Source organism: Nonomuraea sp. NPDC050556 (assembly GCF_044457355.1).
Lineage (GTDB): Bacteria > Actinomycetota > Actinomycetes > Streptosporangiales > Streptosporangiaceae > Nonomuraea.
On sequence record NZ_JBITGU010000003.1, the window covers coordinates 1,371,059 to 1,391,811 of the forward strand.

Sequence of the window (20,753 nt, forward strand, 5' to 3'; positions counted from 1 at the left end):
CGTGACCTCAACGGGTCGCACGGTCTCCCAGCCATGCGGCCTTCTGGCGAGGCGCCCACCCACGCATCCCCAAAGGGGCGTTCTTGCCAGAGAGAGCGGACCCCGACGATCGGGGAGGCGGAAAGAGGCGGCTGAACCTGGAGGGTCGGGGAAAGCGAACCCCTACAGGTAAGCCCGGGTGGCCGTGGCGAGGTCGGGGACGGCGTCGCGGGTGTCGATGAACAGCGCCGCCTCAGGAGTACGCTCCCGCACATCCCGCTCCCGGATCGCGAACACCGCCGGCGCAGGAGCCCCCGACGCCCCATAGCGCGCCGTGATCGCCGCCACCACCGCCCGCCGCACGTCCGCCACCACCGACCGCACCTCGTGGTCACCCCCAGAAACAGCCAGATACCCCAGCATGGCCGCGAACCGCAGCTCCGTGGAAGCCGCGGGCCGCTGCCCCGGCATCACCGGGCGATCCAGCCAGAACACCTTGCCGGCCAGGAACCCGTCATAACGCACCCCGCCATGGTCCAGCGACCTGGCGGCGTCGGTGAGCAGCGCACCGAACTCCGCCAGCTCCGCCCCAGGCGGCAGATCCGTGGTGACGAACAGCGGCACGATCAGCGAGTCGAGCATGCGGCTCATCGTAGAGCGAGCCTCCGACAATCCGGCGGACTCACGCCGAGGGGCGGAAGATGTAGGCCCACATGAAGTTCTCGAAGAACTGCGCCCACGTGAGCTTCATCGGGAAGTTCACCGAGCTCTGCAGCATGGCGGGCGTCCCGTCGAAGATCCGCGGGGAGTCGTTCCACCGCGCGTAGTAGTCGCCCGTCTGCCGACTGTTGGGATCGCACACCACCACATGCGTCGGTGAAACGCCGACGATGCCGTAGTTGTGCTGCTTCCCGATGATGAAAGCCGTCGTCGGGCACCCGGCGGCGAACGCGTCGCACAGGGTCGTGATCCACCCGCGGACGTTCTGCTCCCCGGTCCTGGCCGCCTTGGTGAACTGGATCGCCTGCATCGTGGTGATCCCGAGCGCCGACATGAGGCTGCGCTCCTCGGCTCCGGCCAGCGCGCCGTACCCGCCCCACATGACGGCCAGCGCCTTCTCGAAGAAGCTCGGCCACAGCGGCAGGTAGTCGATGACCGAGTCCGCCCCGGCGTACAGGAGCTGCGTGGCCGTGTTGGGCCCCGTCCACTTGCACGGCAGCGCGGTGGTGAACGTGAACGCCTCCAGCGGCGCCGTCGTCGCCGCCACCCCCTTGGGCCCCGGTGTACGGCGGAGCATGACCGTGCAGGTGCCCGCGCCGACGTCGCAGGTCAGCGCCTGCATGAGGATCTTGGGCTGGCACAGCGCCAGGACCTGGAGCGCCGACAGGATCCGGCAGTCCTGCTTCTCGCCCTGGACCACGTCCCACGGGTGCGGCTTGTCGCCGGTGCTGTAGGGGCCGGGGATCGGCCACGTCTTGTAGTGCTTGGGGGAGTTCGAGGCCGGGTCGTAGGCGGGCTCGGCGATGCCGTGCTGCATGAAGCCGTACACGTCGTAACGGGACAGCACGTAGATCTTGGGGCCGGCGCCGTTCGCCGGGACGACCCTGACCTCGATGGTGTTGGCGTCCACGTCGTGGTTGATGGACATCTCGGTGACCGCTTCGTCGATGACGCGGTGCGTGTCGGCCGTGGTCACCTTGAGCTGCCTGCCGCCGGGGAACCTGGCCACGCCTGTGGTGGGAAGGGGGTGCATGCTCACACCTTGGACCGCGCCGATCAACGAGTTCTCACAATCCGATAGCGGGGGTTTACAGGTCCGATCTCTCGATGGCACACTCCGTTTGGAAGCGGTTCCAAGGCGATTGGAAGCGGTTCCAGAGCGAAGGGAGTTCCGATGTCTGAGGCGACGATCTACGACGTCGCGCAGCGGGCCGGCGTGGGCATCGCGACCGTCTCCCGGGCGCTGCGCGGATCGGGGTCGGTCAGGGCCGAGACCCGCGAGCGCGTGCTCCAGGCGGCTCGTGAACTGAACTTCACCCCCAGTCGCCTGGGCGTCAGCCTCGCCGAAGGCCGCCACGCCGCCACCGGGATCGTCTTCCCGAGCCTCACCGGGCCCTACTACGCGGAGGTCCTCCTCGGCTTCGAGGAGGTCTGCTCCGAGCTGGGCCACTCCGTGATCATCCTGTCGACGCAGGGCCGCTCGCGGGTCCAGGAGGCGATCAAGGAGCTCGCCGGTCGCGTCGACGGGATGGTCGTCTTCGGGCGGACGGCGCCGTACGACGTCGTCAGCGAGCTCGTCGCGGGCGGCAGGCCCACCGTCCTGCTGACCCGCACACCCGTGGCCGGGGCGGACGTCGTGACCAGCGAGAACGCCACCTCGGCCCGGCTACTGGCCGAGCACCTGCTCGGCCACGGCCACCGGCGGTTCGCCTTCCTGGGCGGGCCGAGCGGGGGCGCCGACGTCGACGAGCGGTGGTCAGGGGTGGTTGCCGCCCTGTCCGACGCCGGCGTCCCCGCTCCGGAGGCCGTCCAGCTGACCGAGTACGGCGTGGCCGCGGGACATCGGGCCGCGACGCTGGTGCTCGGCCGGAAGCAGCGTCCCGACGTGCTCGTCTGCGCCCAGGACGAGATCGCCCTGGGCGCGCTGCGGGCGGCGCGCGAGCTCGGCCTCGCCGTGCCCGAGGACGTCGCGGTCACCGGGTGGGACGACATCATGGCGGCGGAGCACGCCTGGCCCCCGCTCACCACGGTCCGCCAGCCGATGCGCGCCCTCGGGGCGGCGGCGGCCCGCGCGCTGGCCGAGCTCATGTCCGGGGCGCGCACGGAGCCCAGGCACCAGATCCTGCCCACCGAGCTCACCGTCCGCGCGAGCTGCGGACAGCACTGAAACGGCGTTCAGCCGTACCCAAGAGTGAAAGCGCTTACACAAGGAGCATCACCATGAGATTAGCCGTCGGTTTACTCGCCGCCGCCCTGGTCCTGACCGCCTGCGGCCGCACCGCGGACACCGGGGTGCCGGAGGCCGCCAAGGACGTCAAGGAGGGGCAGTCCGGCACCCTCAAGGTCTGGGCCATGGGCGGCGAGGGCGAGAAGCTGCCCCAACTGGCCAAGGAGTACGAGGCCGCCAATCCGGGCGTCAAGCTGGAGATCACCGCGATCCCGTGGGGCCAGGCGCACGACAAGCTCGCCGGCGCGATCGCCGCCAAGACCACGCCCGACCTGACGATGATGGGCACGACCTGGATGTCGGAGTTCGGCAAGACGGGCGCGCTCGACCCGGTGCCCAGCCTGATCGACAGGAGCGCGTTCTTCCCCAGCTCGCTGCAGCCGCCGACGGTCAACAACACGTTGTACGGCGTGCCCTGGTACGTCGACACCCGGGTGCTCTTCTACCGCAAGGACATCCTGGACAAGGCCGGGATCAAGGAAGCGCCGAAGACCTGGGACGAGCTCAAGGCGGCGGCCAAGGCCGCGCAGTCCAAGGGCGGCGCGAAGTACGGCATGTACCTGCCGCCGGGCAAGGCGGGCGCCGCCGACGTGTTCATGCCGTGGATCTGGCAGCAGGGCAGCGACATCCTGGGCGCGGACGGAAAGTTCACCTTCGACTCGCCCGAGACGGTCAAGGCGCTCACCTACTACCAGTCGTTCTTCACCGGCAAGCTCGCCCCCACCGCCACCCAGCCGGGCGACGCCGAGCGCTGGTTCGTCGACGGCAGCCTGGCCATGCAGATCACCGGCCCGTGGATGGTCAGCAAGTTCACCGAGCTCGGCGGCGCGGGCTTCGCCGACAAGTTCGCCGTCGCCCCCGTGCCAGGCGACAGGACCCGCACCTCCTTCGTCGGCGGCGCCGACCTGGCGGTCTTCAAGGACTCCAGGAACCGCGACGCCGCCTGGACGTTCGTCAAGTGGTTGACCGACCCCGCCGTGCAGGTCAAGTGGTACGGCCTGCAGAAGGACCTGCCCAGCGTGCAGTCCGCCTGGACGGATCCGGCGCTCCAGAACGACAAGGTCGCCCCGTTCGGCGAGCAGCTGAAGGACACCAGGGCGACGCCAGCCATCTCCACCTACGCCCAGATCCAGAAGCTGGTCGAGGACCAGACCGAGAAGATGATCGTCGGCGGGGTCTCGCCGGAGGACACGGCCAAGGCGCTGCAGCAGGGCGCCGAGGGCATCGGGACCGGGGCCTGACATGACCTCGGCGCGCACCCGGCGGGCGGTGGCGGGCTGGGTGTTCGCGCTGCCGTTCGTCCTGCTCTACGCGGCCTTCGAGCTCGTCCCGCTGCTCGTGTCTGTCGTGATGAGCTTCACCGACATGCGCTCGACCGACCTGCGCGACCCGCTCAGCATCGACGCGGTCGGCCTCGGCAACTTCGCCAGGATCCTGGGCGACGACAAGTTCTGGCAGGCGACGTTCAACACGTTGTTCTTCGTCGCGTTCAGCGTGCCGTTCACCCTGGCCATCGGGCTGGCGCTGGGGATCGCCCTCAACTCGGGCGTCAACCGGCTGAAGACGTTCTTCCGGGTGAGCTTCTACCTCCCTGTCGTCTCCAGCGGCGTGGCCGTCGCGGTCATCTGGCGCTACCTGCTCAGCACCGACACCGGGCTGATCAACTCGGCGCTGCGCCTGGTCGGGATCGACGGCCCGGCCTGGCTGAACGACACCAGGACGGCGCTGCCCGCGCTGATCCTCATGGCGGTCTGGCGGCATGCCGGCTTCGCCATGGTGATCTTCCTGGCGGCGCTGCAGGGCATCCCGCGCGAGCTGTACGAGGCAGCCGAGATCGACGGCGCCGGGCGGTGGCAGGCGTTTCGCGGGGTGACGCTGCCCATGCTGCGACCGGCCACGTTGTTCATGGTCGTCATCTCGGTCATCGGCAACCTGCAGTTCTTCGAGGAGCCGTTCATCATGACGCAGGGCGGGCCGCTGAACACCACCAACTCGATCTCCTACCAGATCTACACGACGTTCGGCTTCGGCCAGTACGGCTACGCGGCCGCCATGTCGTGGGTGCTGTTCGCGATCATCGCCGCGCTGACCATGATCCAGTTCAGGCTGATGAGGGAGCGATGAGGACCTATCGCGGGCAGCCGTGGATCTACGGCGTGCTGGTCATCGGGCTGGTCGTGGTCACGCTGCCGTTCGTGTGGATGGTGTCGAGCTCGTTCAAGCCCGAGGGTGAGATCTGGAAATATCCGCCCACGGTGCTGCCCGAGCGGGCGACGCTTGCCAACTACGCCGAGCTGCTGACCCAGCTCGACCTGGGCAGGCTCGCGTTCAACAGCGTGGTGATCGCCGTCGCGATCACCGCGGGCAACCTGCTGTTCTGCTCGATGCTCGGATACGCCCTGGCCAAGCTGGACTTCCCCGGCAAGAAGGTCGTCTTCGGCCTGGTCATGTCCAAGCTGATGGTCCCCGGCATGGTGCTGGTCATCCCCACCTTCGTGGTGGTGGCGAGCATGGGCCTGATCAACACCTACGCGGGCATCGTCCTGCCCGCGCTGGCCGGGCCGATGGGCGTGTTCATGATGCGCCAGTTCATGGTCGGCCTGCCCGACGACCTCACCGATGCCGCGCGGGTCGACGGCGCGGGGGAGTTCCTGATCTTCTTCAGGATCATCCTGCCGCTGTGCAGGCCCGCGCTGGCCACGCTGGCCATCCTGACCTTCCTCGGCTCCTGGAACTCCTTCCTGTGGCCGCTCATGGTCGCCCAGGACAAGGACCTGTTCACGCTGCCGGTGGGCGTCGCGCTGTTCGCCTTCGACCACCAGAACACCGACTACGGCCTGCTACTCGCGGGCTCGACGATGCTCGTCCTCCCGGTCATCGCCGTCTTCGTCTTCTTCCAGCGCCACTTCGTGCAAGGCATAGCCACGACAGGACTCAAATGAGACACGCCGCCTTCGTGTTACTCCTGCTCTTATCAGGGCTTGTCGCCACACCGGCAAAGGCCGACACCACTCTCCTGCAGTACGCGAAAGACACCTGGAGGTCGCTGGACGAGGGGCTGATCTCGCCCGAGACCGGCTTGCCCGCCAGCTACGTCGACGCCACCCTGAAGATCCGTTCCCACCAGACCGGGCCGACCCCGTTCGGCGGCTACCTCTGGTCGGGCACCAGCGCCTGGCGCGCCGGCGTGATCGACCGCCGCACCGCCAGGCAGCGCGTGGAGCGCACGCTGGACGCGCTGGCCAAGCTCGACTACCACCGGCCCTCTGGCATGTTCTACCGCTGGTACGACCCGTACACCGGCGGCCTGAAGGACGGCACGCCCGCCTCCACGTTCGTCTCCAGCGTGGACAACGCCTGGGCGGCCGTCGGCCTGATGGTCGTCAGGAACGCCTTCCCCGAGCTCCGCCACAAGATCGCCCCGCTGCTCGGCCGGATGGACTTCCGCTGGTTCTGGCAGGACGGCGCCACGGGCGCCAACGAGGGCGGCGGCCTGATGCGCGGCGGCTTCTGGATCGTCCCGCCGGGCGGCACCACCTGCTCGGAGCAGGCCAGGGACGTGCACTTCACCTGCCACTTCTACGGCGCGCTCGGCGAGACCCGCATGGTCAGCTACGTCGCCATCGCGCTGGGCCAGGTGCCGGCCGCCAAGGCGTACTTCGGTCAGAACCGGACGCTGCCGCCCACCGAGTGCGGCCAGGAGCAGAAGCCGGTCGGCGACTACAGGACCTACGGCGGGGTGAAGGTGTTCGAGGGCGCCTACACCTACCGCGGCATGCGGTTCGTGCCCAACTGGAACGGCTCGATGTTCGAGGCGATGATGCCGAACCTGTTCGTGCCCGAGGAGGAGTGGGGCAGGAGGAGCTGGGCGGTCAACCACCCGCTGTGGGTGCGCGCCCAGATCGAGCACGGCCTCGACGACGCCGGGTACGGCTACTGGGGTTTCTCCCCGTCCAACAACCCGGCGGGCGGCTACCGCGCCTACGGGGTGGACGCGATCGGCATGGGCGCCGACGGCGCGTACTCCGACCAGGAGAAGACCGCCACCGACACCGGCTTCGGGGGCTGCAGGCAGCCGCAGCGCGAGCCGGGCGGCTACGGCGACGGCGTCGTCACCCCGCACGCCAGCTTCCTGGCCCTGCGCTACGCCCCGCGCGAGGCGCTCGACAACCTGGCGAAGCTGAAGGCGAACTTCGACGTCTACGGACCTGGCGGCTTCTACGACGCGGTTGCCGTCAGGAGCGGAACGGTCGCCAAGGAGTACCTCACGCTCGACCAGTCGATGGTGATGGCCGCGCTGGCCGGGGACTCCCTGCGCGACTACTGGAGCAGGGGTCTGACCGAGCTGCGGATCCGGCCGCTGCTGGCCGTCGAGGAGTTCAACGCCAGGCCCCGCGACGACGCGGGGACGCTCCAGACGTACGCCAGGGACACCTGGGCGTCGATGGCGGCCATGGTCGAGCCCGCCACCGGCCTGCCGAGCGACAACATCGGCGGCGACCTCAGCCCAGGCTCCAGGGCCACGTTCACCTCGCCGACCAACATCGGCATGTACCTGTGGGGCGTCTCCACCGCCCGCGACACCGGCCTGATCACGGCAGCGGACGCGCTCGCCCGCGCGGGCAAGGTGCTCGACACGCTCGGCGGCATGCCGAACTACCAGGGCATGTTCTACAACTGGTACAACCCGGCCGACGCCACTCTGGCCCAGAAATATCCGTTCCTGTCGAGCGTCGACAACGGTTGGCTCGCGGCCGGGCTGATGGTGGCGCGCACCGCCTTCCCGCAGCTCCACGACCAGGCGCAGGCGCTCCTGGCGCGAATGGACTTCCGCCTCTACTACAACCCCGCTGCCGGGCTGATGCGCGGCGGCGTCTACCCCGCCAAGCCGGACGACGGCCGCTGCCTGGTCGAGGGCCAGGGCGTCTGGTACACCTGCAACCACTACGCGGGCCTCGGCGAGACCCGCATCGCCGCCTACGTCGGCATCTCGCTCCGCCAGCTCCCCGAGGAGCTGTACTTCGGCCCGTGGCGCTCGCTGCCCGACACCAACTGCGCCCAGGAGCAGAAGCCGGTCGGCTCGTACCAGACCTACCTGGGCAAGCAGGTCTGGGAGGGCACGTACGGCTACCGCGGCATGCGCCTGGTGCCCAACGCGGGCGGCTCGATGTTCGAGGCGCTGATGCCCACGCTCGTCGTGCCCGAGGAGACCTGGGGCGCGAACTCGTGGGGGCGCAACCACCCGGTGTTCGTCAAGGCGCAGATCCAGCACGGACTGACCGAGGCGGGCTACGGCTACTGGGGCTTCTCGCCGTCCAACAACCCGGCGGGCGGCTACCGCGCCTACGGGGTGGACGAGATCGGCTTCAGCACCGGCGGCTACTTCTCCGACCAGGAGAACACCGCCGTGGACGTCGGCTTCGACGGCTGCCGTACGGCCCAGCCCCGGCCCGCCACCTGGGGCGACGGCGTCGTGACCCCGCACGCCTCCGCCCTGGCCTACCGCTACGCCCCGCGCGAGGCGCTCGACAACCTCGCCAGGCTCAGGCGCGACCTCGACAGCTACGGACCCGGCGGGTTCTACGACGCGGTCGCCGTCAGGTCGGGCCAGGTGTCCAAGCGCTACCTCTCCCTGGACCAGGGCATGTTCCTGGCCGCCGTCGGCAACGCGCTGACCGGCGACAAGCTGCGCGGCTACTTCAGCCAGGGCGAGGCGGAAACCAACCTCAAGCCGATCATGGCGCTCGAAGAATGGGAGTCGCACTCATGATCAAAGCCCTTCTGGCGCTCACCCTGCTCACCCCGCAGCCGGTGGCGCCGCCGTACCAGCCGACCTTCGAGTCGCTCGCCAGGCACGAGGTCCCGCAGTGGTTCGAGGACGCCAAGCTCGGCATCTTCGTCCACTGGGGCGCCTACGCCGTGCCCGCCTTCGCGCCGGTCGGCGCCTACGCGGAGTGGTACTGGAAGCGCCTCCAGGACAACGCCAGGCCGGAGTTCAAGCAGCACCACCTGGACACGTACGGCCCTCAGGTGACCTATGACGACTTCTTCCAGCAGTGGAAGGCCGACAGGTTCGACGCCCGTGCCTGGACGTCGTTGTTCAAGGAGGGCGGCGCCAAGTACTACACGCTGGTCACCAAGCACCACGACGGCATCGCGCTGTGGGACACCAAAACCACGGACAGGAACACCGTCAAGTACGGCCCGCATCGCGACTTCGTGAAGGAGCTCGCCCAGGTCGACCAGGGGCTCAAGCGCGGTTACTACTACTCGATGCCGGAGTGGTTCAACCCGAAGATGCCCAGGATCGGTGGCGGCTGGTTCGGCGGCACCCCGCCCAAGAACTGGCTCACCGGCGAGCCAGTTCCGTACACCGGCTACAAGGAGATCGGCGACTACGTCAAGGATCACCAGTTCCCGCAGCTCAAGGAGCTGATCGACCAGTACAGGCCGGACGTGGTCTGGTGCGACATCGGCCTGGGCAACGTGAACAACTCGACCGAGCTGAACGCCTACTACTTCAACCAGGCAGCGGCGCGCGGCCAGGAGGTGGCGGTCAACAACCGGTGCGGCACCAACGTGCCCGCCGACTTCACCACCCCCGAGTACTCCGTCGAGCCGGACATCAAGAAGGCCAAGTGGGAGGCCTCGCGCGGCATCGGCCACTCCTACGGCTACAACGCCGAGGAGAAGCCGGAGGACTACCTGACCGCCGACCAGCTCATCGACTCCTTCGTCGACGTCGTGTCCAAGAACGGCAACCTGCTGCTCAACATGGGCCCCAAGGCCGACGGCAGCATGTACGAGACCCAGGCCGCCCGGGTGCGCGAGCTCGGCGCCTGGCTCAAGGTCAACGGCGAGGCGATCTACGGCTCGCGCTACTGGACCCAGGCAGAGGACAAGGGCGCCAACGTCCCGATCCGCTACACCACCCAGCCGCACGCCTTCTACGCCACCGCGCTGCGGTGGCCCGGCGCGTCGCTGAAGCTCACCGCGCCCGTCCCGGCGAAGGACGGCGACAAGGTCTACCTGCTCGGCAACCAGGGGCCGCTGAAGTGGACGCGCGACGCCGACGGCGCCATCACCGTCGACACGTCCAAGGTGAGCGACCCGGGCACCGGCGCCTACACCTTCCGCTTCGCCCGCCCCGGCTACCAGCACAAGCTGGAGGCGCTGGTCGGCGTCGAGGCGCCCGCCGTACAGGCCAGGCCGGGGGAGACGGTCACCGTACCGGTGACGGTGGCCAACCGCGGCGACCGGGCCACCACGCCCGGCACGGTGGTGCTCGCCGGACCTGGCGGCAGCCGGGCGACCGCCACCGTGCGGGCGCTGCAGCCGCACACCAGGGTCACCGTCGACGTCGCCTACACCGCGCCCATCACGCCCGGAGACGCCACGCTCAAGGTGACCGCGGTCGTCGGCGGCGGCGTCGACCCCGTCTACGAGACCAGCGCGGCGCTGCAGGTCCTCGGCCCGATGACCACGATGGACCTGGCCTTCACCAACGACGGCATCTCCACCCCCGCCAACCCGGCCGACGGCGACTTCGACGGCAACAAGGGCCGCTACCCGGCCGACCAGCTGCCCGCGCCCGGCGCCTGGGAGAGCCCGCAGAAGATCCACTTCCAGTGGCCGTCGGGTGAGGACGGCGAGCTGAACAACGTCCGTGTCGACGGCCAGCCGCTACCCGTCACCCCCGGGGCCTACCGCAAGCTGCACCTGCTGGCCTCGGCCGGTTGGGGCGCGGGCGGCAGGACCACCGTCACCGTCACCTACACCGACGGCTCCACGCAGGAGCTGCCGATGACCTTCGCCGACTGGCTCGGCGCGGGCAACACCCCCGTGGCCATCGCCACCAGGTACCGCTTCAACGACAAGGGCGAGAAGGTCGCCGGGGCCTACGTCAACCTGCACACCTTCGCCGTCGACGCGAGCAGGCAGGTCGCGTCGGTCACGGTGGCCAAGCCGACGGGCAACTTCCCGAACAACGTCAACCTGCACATCTGGGCCCTCACCGCAGAGGGCTGACCGTCATTTCCGGGAAAGAGGACGCCCGCGTGCGACCGAACATCGTCTTCATCATGGCCGACGACCACGCCGCCCACGCCGTCAGCGCGTACGGCAGCAGGATCAACCACACGCCGAACATCGACCGCCTCGCCGAGGAGGGGATGCGCCTGGACAACGTCTTCTGCACCAACTCGCTGTGCGCGCCCAGCCGCGCCTCGATCATGACCGGCACCTACAACCACGTGAACGGCGTCCAGACGCTCTCCACCGAGTACGACGCCCGCCAGCCCGCCCTACCGGAGATGTTGCGCCAGAGCGGCTACCAGACCGCGCTGGTCGGCAAGTGGCACCTCGGCCACGGCGGCATCCACGACCCCAGGGGCTTCGACCACTGGACCGTGCTGCCCGACCAGGGCCGCTACCACAACCCGGTGTTCCTCGACATGGACGGATCGCAGCGAACGATCCCCGGGTATTGCACTGACATCATCACGGATCTGTCAGTCGACTGGCTGTCATCCGTCGACCGTGATCGCCCGTTCTTCCTGATGGTTCACCACAAGGCGCCGCACAGGAACTGGGAGCCCGACGCCAAACACCTGGACCTGTTCCCCGACGACCTCCCGGTGCCCGAGACGTTCTTCGAGGAGCACGAGGGACGGGCCGCGCGGGCCGCCCAGATGACGGTGAAGCACCACCTGCGCATGGACGACCTGAAACGCATCCTGCCCCCCGGCCTGACCGAGGACGAGCAGGCGCTGTGGAAGTACCAGACCTACATCAAGGACTACCTGCGCTGCGTGCAGAGCGTCGACGACAACGTCGGCCGCCTCCTCGACCACCTCGACGACGCGGGGCTGAGCCGGGACACGATCGTCGTCTACACCTCCGACCAGGGCTTCTTTCTGGGCGACCACGGCTGGTACGACAAGCGGTTCATGTACGAGGAGTCGCTGCGCATGCCGTTCCTCATCCGCTACCCGCGCGAGATCGCCGCCGGATCCGCCAACGGCGACCTCATCGTGAACGTGGACTTCGCGCAGACGTTCCTGGACTTCGCCGGAGTGGCCGAGCACCCCCGCATGCAGGGCCGCTCGTTCCGCACGCAACTGCGCGGCGAGGCGGCGGAGGACTGGCGCACGTCGGTGTACTACCGCTACTGGGAGCACGACGACGGCATCCACCACGTGTGGGCGCACTACGGGGTGCGGACCGACCGGTACAAGCTCATGTACTACTACGCCGACGGGCTCGGCCTCCCCGGCACCTCCGACCGGGTCTTCGAGCCGGAGTGGGAGCTGTTCGACCTGGCCGAGGACCCGTGGGAGCTGCGCAACGTGCACGCCGACCCCGCCTACGCCGAGGTCCGCGCGGCGCTGGAGGCGGAACTCGCCAGGGTCCAGGCCGAGGTGGGGGACAAGCCGGTCAGCAGTCCTTGATCTCGCGGCCGGAGTTGTCCTTGGCCTGGTCGTTGCCCCAGTTGCTGAGGTAGTAGGCGGACACCCACCCGTTGTTGCCGGTGGAGTCCAGGGTGGTCCACAGCCAGTAGTGGTTGTAGTCCGACCCGACGCGCTTCTCCGGCCCCCAGGCCCGGCAGTAGACGTAGTTGTTCCCGGCGTAGAGGTAGCCCTGGAACATCTTGTCGGTGCCGGAGGCCGGGTAGAGGTACCCGGGCGCGCTCCCGAAGGTGGTGACGCAGTAGGTGCCGGACGGCCGCCCCGAGCAGCTGTCCGAGGAGGCGCTCGCGGGGGCGGCGCTCAGCGTCGCGGTCAGGGCGACGGTGGCGAGGGCGGTGCTGATCTTCGTGATGTTCATGGCCAAAGCCTGACCCGGCCGGTGGCCTGGCGGTACCTGCAAGCCTGCAGGGTCAGCGCCGCTCGCCCTCCCACTCGTCGGACAGCGCCGAGTGCACGATCGAGTCACGCCACCCCGACGGCGTGAGCACGTGGTGCCTGATGCGCCCCTCCTCGACCATGCCCGCCGTCAGCATCGCCAGCTGCGCGGGCACGTTGAGTGGCGAGCGCGCCCCCCAGATGCGGTGCAGGCGCAGCTGGCGGAAGCCGAACGTGACGACCAGCCGCACCAGGTCGGTGCCGATGCCCCTGCCCCACTGGTCGGGGCGCAGACCGAGGCCGATCTCCGCGCTGTGCGGGTGGTCGGCCTCGACGTGCAGCCTGGCCACGCCGATGACCGGCCCGCCGTCCGGCTCGGTGACGGCGAGGACGTATAACCGGCGCGGCTCCACCTTGGCGGCGTCGATCGCCTCGGAGACGATCTGCGTCACCTCGTCCACGCTGCGCGGGTTGAACGGCAGGTGCTCGGTCGCCGCCGGGTCACCGTACACGGCGTGCAGCGCCGCGACGTCGGCATGGGTGACGTCGCGGAGGCAGAGACGCGGGCCGGTGACGTGGACGCAGCGCATGGGCAGAAGGTAACGCCTTCTATCTGATCTTTACAACCCTTGTCAAGAGGCCAGTTGACTGCCGTAAGCTCGCGCGACAAGTTCCGCCACCGCGCTGTGCGCGCCGAGCGGCTCGGCGAACCCGGCCTGTACGGCTGCCGCCGCCTCCTCCACCAGCGAGGAAGGGGCGTCGATCACGCACGGAGACAGCGCCAGGCGGGACGCTCCCGCCGCGCGCAGCCGTTCCGCGGCCACGGCCACGCCGGGCGAGCTGTCCAGCGAGGCGGCGACCACCGGCAGCGTGAGCCGGGAGGCCAGCAGTACCGCGGTCGGCTGCGCGGCGTGCACGGCCTGCTCGCCGCCGACCGTGCCCAGGATGACCGCGTCGACGGGGCTGGAGACGTTCAGCAGGCGGACCCGGTCGACCCTGGCCAGCTCGCGCTCGGCCAGCCGGATGTGCAGGGCCTCGGCCAGCAGCGGGTGCGGCCCGAGCGCCTCCGTCACGGTGGCCTGGGCGCCGCTGGCGGCCACGGCCTTGCCGATCTCGGTCATGATCCGCGGGTCCGGCCACGTGAGTAGCGGTACCACGACGGACTCGCGGCCCTCCGGCAGCGCTTCTGCGAGGTCCGCCACGGTCGCCAGGACGACCTCGATCTGCGGGTTGCCGACCCTGACGACGGCCGCGATCTCGGCCGCCACCCCCTCGACCGGGCCCGGTGAGGCGAGCACGAGAACAGGGGCGTCCGAGGGCAGGGACGTGGGAACGGGCGCGCGGTGGCGGCCGCCACCTGGCCGGGGGGAACGTTGACGCACAGGCAAGCTCACAGGCGCGCAGTCTACCCACCAAGCGTGCAATAGGCCCTAAAAGCCGACGGGTCTCACTGTGGCCGACATCACATTGTGACGGCTGGGATTGTTGACATATCAGCCCTAAAGGTGAATTTTGGGAACCACTAGAAACGCGTTCTAGAGCGACCTTCCGCACCACCGTCCCGTGGAGGATGGATGAAGCCGTTCTATGTCCGCGAGCTCACCGTGTACCCGGTTGGACGCCGCAGGATCTATCTGCTGGCGATAGCCGTACTCGCGAGCCTCATCGCCAACTTCGAGACCACGATCTCCACGATCCTGCCGCTGCTCATGGCGGACCTGGACATGTCGCTCCAGTTCTACGGGGTGATCGCGGCGGTCTCCGTGCTCGTCGGCGGGCTGTCGGCCGGGTTCGGCGGGATCCTGTCCGACCGCTGGGGCCGGGTCACGATCCTGGTCCCCACGCTGACCGTCACCGCCGCGTGCAACTTCCTGCTCGCCACCGTCGACACGGCGAACGGGCTGCTGTGGGTGCGCTGCCTGATGCTCTTCATCGAGGGCGCCGGCATCACGATCACCGCCTCGCTGGTGCGCGACTTCTCCCCGAGGCTGGGGCGGGCGCAGGCGTTCGCGTTCTGGACCTGGGGCCCGGTGGGGGCGGCCTGGCTGGCCGCGCTGATCGCGGCCACCACGCTGCCGCTGTTCGGCAACCACTGGCAGTCGCAGGCGATCATCATGGGCGTCGTCTCGCTGATCCTGTGCGCGATCATCATCTGGCAGATCGCCGAGCCGTCCGCCGCGCTGCGTGCCCAGGTCATGCAGGCTGAGTCCGAGCTCAACGTCGAGGAGAAGATCGACCCGGGACGGGTGCGCGAGCTGCTGCGCCACCCGCACCTGTGGGCGCACGTGTTCGGCAACACCGCCTGGCAGATCCTCTACTGGACCTTCGCCATCTTCGGCGTGGCGATCATGACGTCGGGCTTCAAGATGGAGACGGCCACGGCCAACGGCGTGGTCGCGCTGGCCATCGGGCTCAACGCCATCGTGGTGGTCGTCGTCGGACGGTTGTCGGACGGCAGGCAGTTGCGCAAGCCGTTCACCCTGGTCGGGGTGGTGCTCACGATCGCCGTGCTGGCCTACTACATCAGCATCCTCGGCACACCCGCCAGCCCGACCCATGTCGCCCTCGTGTACGGCGCGCTGTTCGTGGCGCTCGGCATCGGCTACGTGCCGTGGATGGCGAACTTCTCCGAGGACGCGGAGGACGTCGACCCGCGCCTGCAAGGGGCCGCGCTCGGGCTGTGGGGCATGGTCGTCCGCGTGATGATCGTGGTCCTGTTGCTGGTGGCCCCCGCCGTGGTCAAGGTGGGCGGCTGGCAGACGTGGCTGATCGTGGCGCTCGTCGGCCAGGTGGTCTTCGCCGGCGCCCTCGCCGCCTTCCGCGGCCCGTGGCGCTCCCCGGCCCCGACCGTGGAGAAGACGACCGCGTAGAGCGAAACGGGCGGCGGTGGCAGCCGCCGCCCGTCCCTCTCGCGGCGGGTCAGACGGTCTCGACGACGCGCGCGTCGTCCGGCTTGGGGGCGATGGCCAGGCCGACGCCGGTGACGGCCAGCGCGACCAGCACGTAGAGGGAGACGGCCAGCGTGCTGTGGAAGATGTCGAGCAGCTTCAGCGCGATGATCGGGGCGAGCGCGCCGCCGAAGATCCCGGCCACCTGGTAGCCCATCGACGCGCCGCTGTAGCGCAGCCTGGTGCTGAACAGCTCGGCGATGAACGCGGCCTGCGGGCCGTACATCGCGGCGTGGGTGACCAGGGCCACGACGGTGGCCAGCGCGATCAGCGGGAACGACTTGGTGTCGAGCAGCGGGAAGAACACGAACACCCAGACCGCCGCGCCCACGACCCCGCCCAGGTAGACGGCGCGCCTGCCGATCCGGTCGGACAGCGCCCCGAACAGCGGGATGAGCGCGAGCTGCAGCGCCGACCCGATGAGCAGCGCGGTGAGCCCCACCGAGCGCTCCAGATGCAGGGTCTTGTCGATGTAGACGAAGAGATAGACGGTGAAGGTGTAGAACGCCACGTCCACCCCGATCCTGGCGGTGAACGCCGACAGCAGCGCGCGCGGGTGGCGGCGCAGGACCTCGACCAGCGGCATCTTGGCCTTGTCGACCTGCTCGAACAGCGGCGACTCCGTGATGCGCAGCCGTACCCAGAGCCCGACCAGCACCAGTGCGCCGGACAGCAGGAACGGGATCCGCCACCCCCACGCCAGGAACGCGGTGTCGGGCAGCACGGCGTTGAGCAGCGTCAGCAACGCGGTGGCCAGCACGTACCCGGCGGGCACGCCCACCTGCGGCCAGCTCGCGTTGAAGCCACGCCGCTCGGGCGAGCCGTGCTCGATCGACATGATGACCGCGCCGCCCCACTCCCCGCCCAGGCCCAGCCCCTGTACGAACCTGAGCGTGACGAGCAGGACCGGCGCGGCCACGCCGATGGTGTCGTAGCCGGGCAGCAGGCCGATGAGGAACGTCGCGCCGCCCATGATCAGCAGCGTGACCACCAGCACGGTCTTGCGCCCGGCCCGGTCGCCGAAGTGCCCGAAGACGACGCCGCCCAGCGGCCTGGCGACGAAGGCCACGGCGTTGGCCGCCAGAGCCAGCAGGGTGGCGTTGAGCGGGTCGAAGGTCGGGAAGAACAGCTTGCCGAACACGAGGGTCGACGCCGTCGTGTAGAGGAAGAAGTCGTACCACTCGAGAGACGTGCCGATCAGTCCGGCGACGATCACGCGCCTGGGGGAGCTCGCTGTTGGCATGCTTTCAACGTAAGGATCGTTGAACAATTCGACAAGAGGTTTGTTCGGTGATTCTCTGGTGACTGTGCAGAACCCCGTCGACGACCTTGCTCAGGACCGCTCCCGGCTGGGCCGCAGCAGTACGGCGGAGCGGGTGGCCGACATCCTGCGCGAACGCGTCATAGAAGGCTTCTTCGAGCCCGGCCAGCGCCTGTCCGAGGAGGCCATCTCCGAGGCTCTCGGCGTCTCGCGCAACACCCTCAGAGAGGCGTTCCGGCTGCTGGGGCACGAGCGGCTGCTCGACCACCGGCTCAACCGCGGGGTCTTCGTCCGCATCCTGTCGGCCGACGACGTGACCGACCTCTACCGCGTGCGCAAGGTCATCGAGGGCGCTGCCGTACGGCGGAGCGGCCAGGCGGGCCCCGAGGCCATGGCCGTCCTCAGGGAGGCCGTCGCCGATGCCGCCACGGCGGCGAAGTCCGGTAGCTGGCAGGAGGTCGGCACCGCCAACATCCGCTTCCACCAGGCGCTGGCCGCGCTCAACGGCAGCCCGCGGCTGGACGAGGCGATGCGCCAGCTCCTGGCCGAGCTGCGGCTCGTCTTCCACGTCATGCACAACCCGCGCTCGTTCCACGAGCCGTTCGTCGAGCACAACCGCCGCCTGCTGGAGCTCGTCGAGGCGGGCAAGGTGGAGGAGGCGGGCGCGTTCCTCGACGCCTACCTCGACGACGCCGAGCAACTCCTCCTGCGCGCCTACGAGCCGCAGGGCCAGCCGCTAACGTTCTGACATGGACAGGACCTTCACCGTCGACGAGGCGCGCGCCCTGCTGCCGTCGATCATGGCGGACGCCGCCGAGCTGATCGCCGCGCGGGCCGACCTCGCCGAGATCGCCTTCGACCGGGAGCATTCCGGCACCTCCCCGCTGGGCGGGCTCGCCGAGATCAAGGCCATCGAGGCGCGGATGGAGGAGATCCTCAGCCGCTGGAACGGCCACGGCCTGGAGGTCAAGGGCATCGCGCCGGTCTTACTCGACTTCCCCGCCAGCTTCGACGGCGTGCCCGTCTACCTGTGCTGGATCGAGGGGGAGACCTCGCTCAGCTGGTTCCACCGGGCCGACCTGGGCTTTCCCGGCCGCCGCCGGTTGCCGTGAGGCCGAGCGCCGCGTGCAGCAGAAACAGGTCGGTCACCGCGCGCGGGTCGCGTCCGGTGAGCCGGTGGATCTGGCCCAGCCGGTAGAGCACGGTGTTGCGGTGCACGTTCAGCGCTCCGGCCGTCTCACGCACCGACAGCCCCGACGCGATGTAGGCCGCGAGGGTGGCGCGCAGCTCGCCCGTCAGCGGGTCGGCCAGCGCGCGTACGGCGTCGCCCGTCCTGCCGCCCGCCTGGTGGACCAGGGCGTCGAGCAGCAGGTCCTCCAGGCAGAACAATCCCTGCCGGCCGGCAGCGACCCGGTGCAGCGCGCGGGCCTCGGCGGCCAGGGCGTCCAGGCCGCTCGCCGACGGCCCGGCGATGGTGATCAGCACGGGGCCGAGCGCGTGATGGGCCCGCTCCAGCGCGGCGCGGCTGTCGCCGGGGAGCGCGGGCCACAGCGCCAGGACCGTGTCGCCCTCGGGCACAGCCAGGACCGGTGAGCCGAGCGGCAGCCGGCGCAACGTCCTGACCAGCGCGGCGGAACCGGGGGAGAGGACCAGCGCCCAGTAGCGGGGCGCCTGCCGTACCTCCTGGTCGGCCAGCAGGGCCGCGATCAGTTCGCCCTGGCGGCGGTCGTCGGAGTCGGCCAGTCGCTCGCGCTCGTCGAGGTAGTGCCTGCTCACCACCCCGGCGGCCAGGTCGAAATAGCGCATGAAGCGGGTGCCGACCTCCATCGCGGCGTCGAAGTCGCGCCCGCCGTCCGCCAGCCGCTCGCCGACGACCCGCCACAGGACCACGAAGCCCAGCCGCAACGCGTGCAGCACGTCCTCCAGCGACACGCCGTCGCGCGCCCGCGCCCGCGCCGAGGCGGCGAACCCGGCCATCTCCGCGTCCGTGGGGTCGCGGCGCTCGCGGATCAGCGTCGCAGCCTCGGCCACGTAGAGCGCGGCGATCTCCCTGACCGCGCCGAGCACACGGGCGTCCATCGTGGAGTAGGCGGGGATCTCGGCCACCAGCGCGGCCACGATCTGGTCGGCGACCGGGCCTGGCCGGCCGGCCAGCCGATCCATGATCTCCATGATGGCCACGTGCACAACACCGCCCCTCGCAACGTTGTGAGCCTGCCCGCAGACCGGCCGGTACGCAAGTGGCTACTTTCCCAGGTCATGCCCACCTACGTGGATCTCCTGTTCCAGGCGCTCGACGCTGAGCCAGACACCGTGGCCTTCGCGTGGGACGGCGGCTCCGTCACCTACGCCGAGGCGGCCGTGCGCATCGCCCGGATCGCGCACGCCTTCCGCGCCGCCGGGCTGCGCGAGGGGGACGGCGTGGCGATGTTGTCGACCAACCATCCCGAGGCTTTCCTGCTGATGGCGGGCGCGTTGACGGCGGGGTGCCGTTACACGCCGCTGCACCCGCTGGGGTCGGCCGCCGACCACAGCGCGGTGCTGGAGCGGGCGCAGGTGTCGGCGTTCCTGTTCGAGGAGGAGGTGTACGGCGAGCATGTCAAGGCGCTGACGCACGTGCCTGAGCTGGTGTGGGCGGTGGGCGGCCTGCCGTACGACGCGCAGCCCTCGACGCGGCCGACCGTGGAGATCGGGCCCGACGACCTGGCGTTCCTGCCGTTCACCGGGGGCACGACGGGGGTGCCCAAGGGGGTCATGCTGCCGCATCGCGTGCTCGTCACCAACGCGGTCATGACGCTGGCCGGGTGGGACCTGCCCGATCGGCCGCGCTACCTGGCGGTGACGCCGGTCTCGCACGCGGCCGGGGTGATCGTCATCCCGGTCCTGCTGCGCGGCGGAACGGTGATCCTGCAGCGCCGGTTCTCGCTCGACGAGTTTGTCTCCAACATCGTGATTTTTCGGCCTAACATCACCTTTCTCGTGCCTGCGATCATTTACGCGCTGCTCGACGCGGGCGTGGATCTGTCCGGTTTCGAGACGGTCGTGTACGGCGCGGCCGCCATGTCGCCGGAGCGGCTGGCCGAGGCGATCGACCTTTTCGGCCCGATCTTCATGCAGCTGTACGGCCAGACGGAGGCGCCCAACACCGTCACCGCGCTGCGCAGGGCCGACCACACGCCCTCGACGCTGGCCACGTGCGGCAGGCCCGTTCCCGGCATCGCCGTACGGCTGCTCGGACAGGACGGCGCCGAGGTGGCGGTCGGCGAGGTGGGGGAGATCTGCGTGCGCGGGCCGCTGGTCATGGCGGGCTACTGGCGCGAGCCCGAGCTCACCGCCGAGACGCTGCGCGGCGGCTGGCTGCACACCGGCGACCTGGCCTGGCGCGACGAGCGCGGGTACCTCACCATCGTCGACCGGGTCAAGGACATGGTGGTGACCGGCGGGTTCAACGTCTACTCGCGCGAGGTCGAGGACGTGCTCGCCCAGCACCCGGCGGTCGCGCAGGTCGCCGTCGTCGGCGTGCCCGACCCGCGCTGGGGCGAGGCGGTCACCGCCGTGGTGGTGGCGCGCGCCTCCGTGCCCGCCGAGGAGTTGATCGCCTTCGTGAAGGAGCGCAAGGGGCCGGTGCACGCCCCCAAACAGGTGCGTTTCGTGGACGCGCTGCCGCTGACCGCCCTGGCGAAACCCGACAAGAAGGCGCTGCGTTTGTGGCTGTCCTGTGACCAACCCTGAGCGCGTCTTCCGTGTCTAACGACGTGAACGAAAGGAAGACGCCC

General features: G+C 69.7%; 18 protein-coding genes. 11 read left to right on the plus strand and 7 right to left on the minus strand.

Annotated elements, in window-relative coordinates; translation table 11 throughout:
* Nucleotides 1-162: 162 nt before the first annotated feature.
* Both ACIBG8_RS35400 and ACIBG8_RS35405 read right to left on the minus strand, forming a co-directional pair.
* Nucleotides 163-621, minus strand: coding sequence for a hypothetical protein (locus tag ACIBG8_RS35400; RefSeq protein ID WP_397347459.1), 459 nt, complete (start codon nt 619-621; stop codon nt 163-165).
* A gap of 40 nt (nt 622-661) precedes the next feature.
* Nucleotides 662-1,732 (minus strand): hypothetical protein, encoded by a 1,071-nt coding sequence (locus tag ACIBG8_RS35405; protein WP_397347460.1) that lies wholly within the window; start codon nt 1,730-1,732, stop codon nt 662-664.
* A gap of 141 nt (nt 1,733-1,873) precedes the next feature.
* On the opposite strand from ACIBG8_RS35405, the gene ACIBG8_RS35410 reads away from it, so the two are divergent.
* Genes ACIBG8_RS35410 through ACIBG8_RS35440 form a run of 7 tightly spaced genes read left to right on the plus strand, consistent with a single transcriptional unit; the run spans nt 1,874 to nt 12,375 of the window.
* The gene (locus tag ACIBG8_RS35410) at nt 1,874-2,866 is read left to right on the plus strand and encodes a LacI family DNA-binding transcriptional regulator (protein ID WP_397347461.1); all 993 of its coding nucleotides are present in this window, start codon (nt 1,874-1,876) and stop codon (nt 2,864-2,866) included.
* Nucleotides 2,867-2,919: 53 nt separating this feature from the next.
* Nucleotides 2,920-4,167, plus strand: coding sequence for a sugar ABC transporter substrate-binding protein (locus ACIBG8_RS35415; RefSeq protein WP_397347462.1), 1,248 nt, complete (start codon nt 2,920-2,922; stop codon nt 4,165-4,167).
* Nucleotide 4,168: 1 nt separating this feature from the next.
* Entirely contained in the window at nt 4,169-5,050 is an 882-nt protein-coding gene (locus ACIBG8_RS35420) for a carbohydrate ABC transporter permease (RefSeq protein ID WP_397347463.1), read from the plus strand.
* Nucleotides 5,047-5,868: a carbohydrate ABC transporter permease gene (locus tag ACIBG8_RS35425; RefSeq protein ID WP_397347464.1), complete on the plus strand. Its 822-nt coding sequence runs from the start codon at nt 5,047-5,049 to the stop codon at nt 5,866-5,868. Before ACIBG8_RS35420 ends, ACIBG8_RS35425 begins: the two co-directional genes overlap by 4 nt.
* Nucleotides 5,865-8,696, plus strand: coding sequence for a glucoamylase family protein (locus ACIBG8_RS35430; RefSeq protein ID WP_397347465.1), 2,832 nt, complete (start codon nt 5,865-5,867; stop codon nt 8,694-8,696). Before ACIBG8_RS35425 ends, ACIBG8_RS35430 begins: the two co-directional genes overlap by 4 nt.
* A complete protein-coding gene (locus tag ACIBG8_RS35435; protein ID WP_397347466.1) occupies nt 8,693-10,954 on the plus strand; it encodes an alpha-L-fucosidase in 2,262 nt (753 codons plus the stop codon). Before ACIBG8_RS35430 ends, ACIBG8_RS35435 begins: the two co-directional genes overlap by 4 nt.
* A 29-nt stretch (nt 10,955-10,983) precedes the next feature.
* Nucleotides 10,984-12,375 carry a sulfatase gene (locus ACIBG8_RS35440; RefSeq protein WP_397347467.1) on the plus strand — a complete coding sequence of 464 codons (1,392 nt, stop codon included), beginning with the start codon at nt 10,984-10,986 and terminating at the stop codon, nt 12,373-12,375.
* Here the strand turns inward: ACIBG8_RS35440 and ACIBG8_RS35445 are convergent.
* The 3 genes from ACIBG8_RS35445 to ACIBG8_RS35455 are packed head-to-tail and all read right to left on the minus strand — an operon-like array spanning nt 12,362 to nt 14,066.
* On the minus strand, nt 12,362-12,751 hold the full coding sequence (locus ACIBG8_RS35445; RefSeq protein ID WP_397347468.1) for a hypothetical protein: 390 nt from the start codon (nt 12,749-12,751) through the stop codon (nt 12,362-12,364). The genes ACIBG8_RS35440 and ACIBG8_RS35445 overlap by 14 nt on opposite strands.
* Nucleotides 12,752-12,803: 52 nt before the next feature.
* Nucleotides 12,804-13,358, minus strand: coding sequence for a GNAT family N-acetyltransferase (locus ACIBG8_RS35450; protein ID WP_397347469.1), 555 nt, complete (start codon nt 13,356-13,358; stop codon nt 12,804-12,806).
* Nucleotides 13,359-13,400: 42 nt separating this feature from the next.
* Nucleotides 13,401-14,066: a sirohydrochlorin chelatase gene (locus ACIBG8_RS35455; protein ID WP_397347470.1), complete on the minus strand. Its 666-nt coding sequence runs from the start codon at nt 14,064-14,066 to the stop codon at nt 13,401-13,403.
* Between the two features lie 276 nt (nt 14,067-14,342).
* Here ACIBG8_RS35455 and ACIBG8_RS35460 point away from each other — a divergent pair, with 276 nt between their 5' ends.
* Nucleotides 14,343-15,638 (plus strand): MFS transporter, encoded by a 1,296-nt coding sequence (locus ACIBG8_RS35460; RefSeq protein ID WP_397347471.1) that lies wholly within the window; start codon nt 14,343-14,345, stop codon nt 15,636-15,638.
* A gap of 49 nt (nt 15,639-15,687) precedes the next feature.
* On the opposite strand, the gene ACIBG8_RS35465 is transcribed toward ACIBG8_RS35460, so the two are convergent.
* Nucleotides 15,688-16,959, minus strand: a complete 1,272-nt coding sequence (locus ACIBG8_RS35465; protein WP_397347472.1) for an MFS transporter — start codon at nt 16,957-16,959, stop codon at nt 15,688-15,690.
* Nucleotides 16,960-17,017: 58 nt separating this feature from the next.
* Here ACIBG8_RS35465 and ACIBG8_RS35470 point away from each other — a divergent pair, with 58 nt between their 5' ends.
* Both ACIBG8_RS35470 and ACIBG8_RS35475 read left to right on the plus strand, forming a co-directional pair.
* Complete coding sequence (locus tag ACIBG8_RS35470; RefSeq protein WP_397347473.1) at nt 17,018-17,725, plus strand: GntR family transcriptional regulator; 708 nt, start codon at nt 17,018-17,020, stop codon at nt 17,723-17,725.
* 1 nt (nt 17,726) lies between these two features.
* Entirely contained in the window at nt 17,727-18,089 is a 363-nt protein-coding gene (locus ACIBG8_RS35475) for a DUF2203 domain-containing protein (protein ID WP_397347474.1), read from the plus strand.
* Here the strand turns inward: ACIBG8_RS35475 and ACIBG8_RS35480 are convergent.
* Nucleotides 18,034-19,149 (minus strand): PucR family transcriptional regulator, encoded by a 1,116-nt coding sequence (locus ACIBG8_RS35480; protein ID WP_397347475.1) that lies wholly within the window; start codon nt 19,147-19,149, stop codon nt 18,034-18,036. The genes ACIBG8_RS35475 and ACIBG8_RS35480 overlap by 56 nt on opposite strands.
* Before the next feature lie 9 nt (nt 19,150-19,158).
* On the opposite strand from ACIBG8_RS35480, the gene ACIBG8_RS35485 reads away from it, so the two are divergent.
* Nucleotides 19,159-20,709: an AMP-binding protein gene (locus tag ACIBG8_RS35485; RefSeq protein WP_397347476.1), complete on the plus strand. Its 1,551-nt coding sequence runs from the start codon at nt 19,159-19,161 to the stop codon at nt 20,707-20,709.
* Nucleotides 20,710-20,753: the final 44 nt, after the last annotated feature.

Coding starts and splice junctions, on each gene's coding strand:
- ACIBG8_RS35400 (WP_397347459.1), bottom strand. CDS start 621: ATGCTCGACTCGCTGATCGTGCCGCTGTTCGTCACCACGGATCTGCCG.
- ACIBG8_RS35405 (WP_397347460.1), bottom strand. CDS start 1,732: ATGCACCCCCTTCCCACCACAGGCGTGGCCAGGTTCCCCGGCGGCAGG.
- ACIBG8_RS35410 (WP_397347461.1), top strand. CDS start 1,874: ATGTCTGAGGCGACGATCTACGACGTCGCGCAGCGGGCCGGCGTGGGC.
- ACIBG8_RS35415 (WP_397347462.1), top strand. CDS start 2,920: ATGAGATTAGCCGTCGGTTTACTCGCCGCCGCCCTGGTCCTGACCGCC.
- ACIBG8_RS35420 (WP_397347463.1), top strand. CDS start 4,169: ATGACCTCGGCGCGCACCCGGCGGGCGGTGGCGGGCTGGGTGTTCGCG.
- ACIBG8_RS35425 (WP_397347464.1), top strand. CDS start 5,047: ATGAGGACCTATCGCGGGCAGCCGTGGATCTACGGCGTGCTGGTCATC.
- ACIBG8_RS35430 (WP_397347465.1), top strand. CDS start 5,865: ATGAGACACGCCGCCTTCGTGTTACTCCTGCTCTTATCAGGGCTTGTC.
- ACIBG8_RS35435 (WP_397347466.1), top strand. CDS start 8,693: ATGATCAAAGCCCTTCTGGCGCTCACCCTGCTCACCCCGCAGCCGGTG.
- ACIBG8_RS35445 (WP_397347468.1), bottom strand. CDS start 12,751: ATGAACATCACGAAGATCAGCACCGCCCTCGCCACCGTCGCCCTGACC.
- ACIBG8_RS35450 (WP_397347469.1), bottom strand. CDS start 13,358: ATGCGCTGCGTCCACGTCACCGGCCCGCGTCTCTGCCTCCGCGACGTC.
- ACIBG8_RS35460 (WP_397347471.1), top strand. CDS start 14,343: ATGAAGCCGTTCTATGTCCGCGAGCTCACCGTGTACCCGGTTGGACGC.
- ACIBG8_RS35465 (WP_397347472.1), bottom strand. CDS start 16,959: ATGCCAACAGCGAGCTCCCCCAGGCGCGTGATCGTCGCCGGACTGATC.
- ACIBG8_RS35475 (WP_397347474.1), top strand. CDS start 17,727: ATGGACAGGACCTTCACCGTCGACGAGGCGCGCGCCCTGCTGCCGTCG.
- ACIBG8_RS35480 (WP_397347475.1), bottom strand. CDS start 19,149: ATGGAGATCATGGATCGGCTGGCCGGCCGGCCAGGCCCGGTCGCCGAC.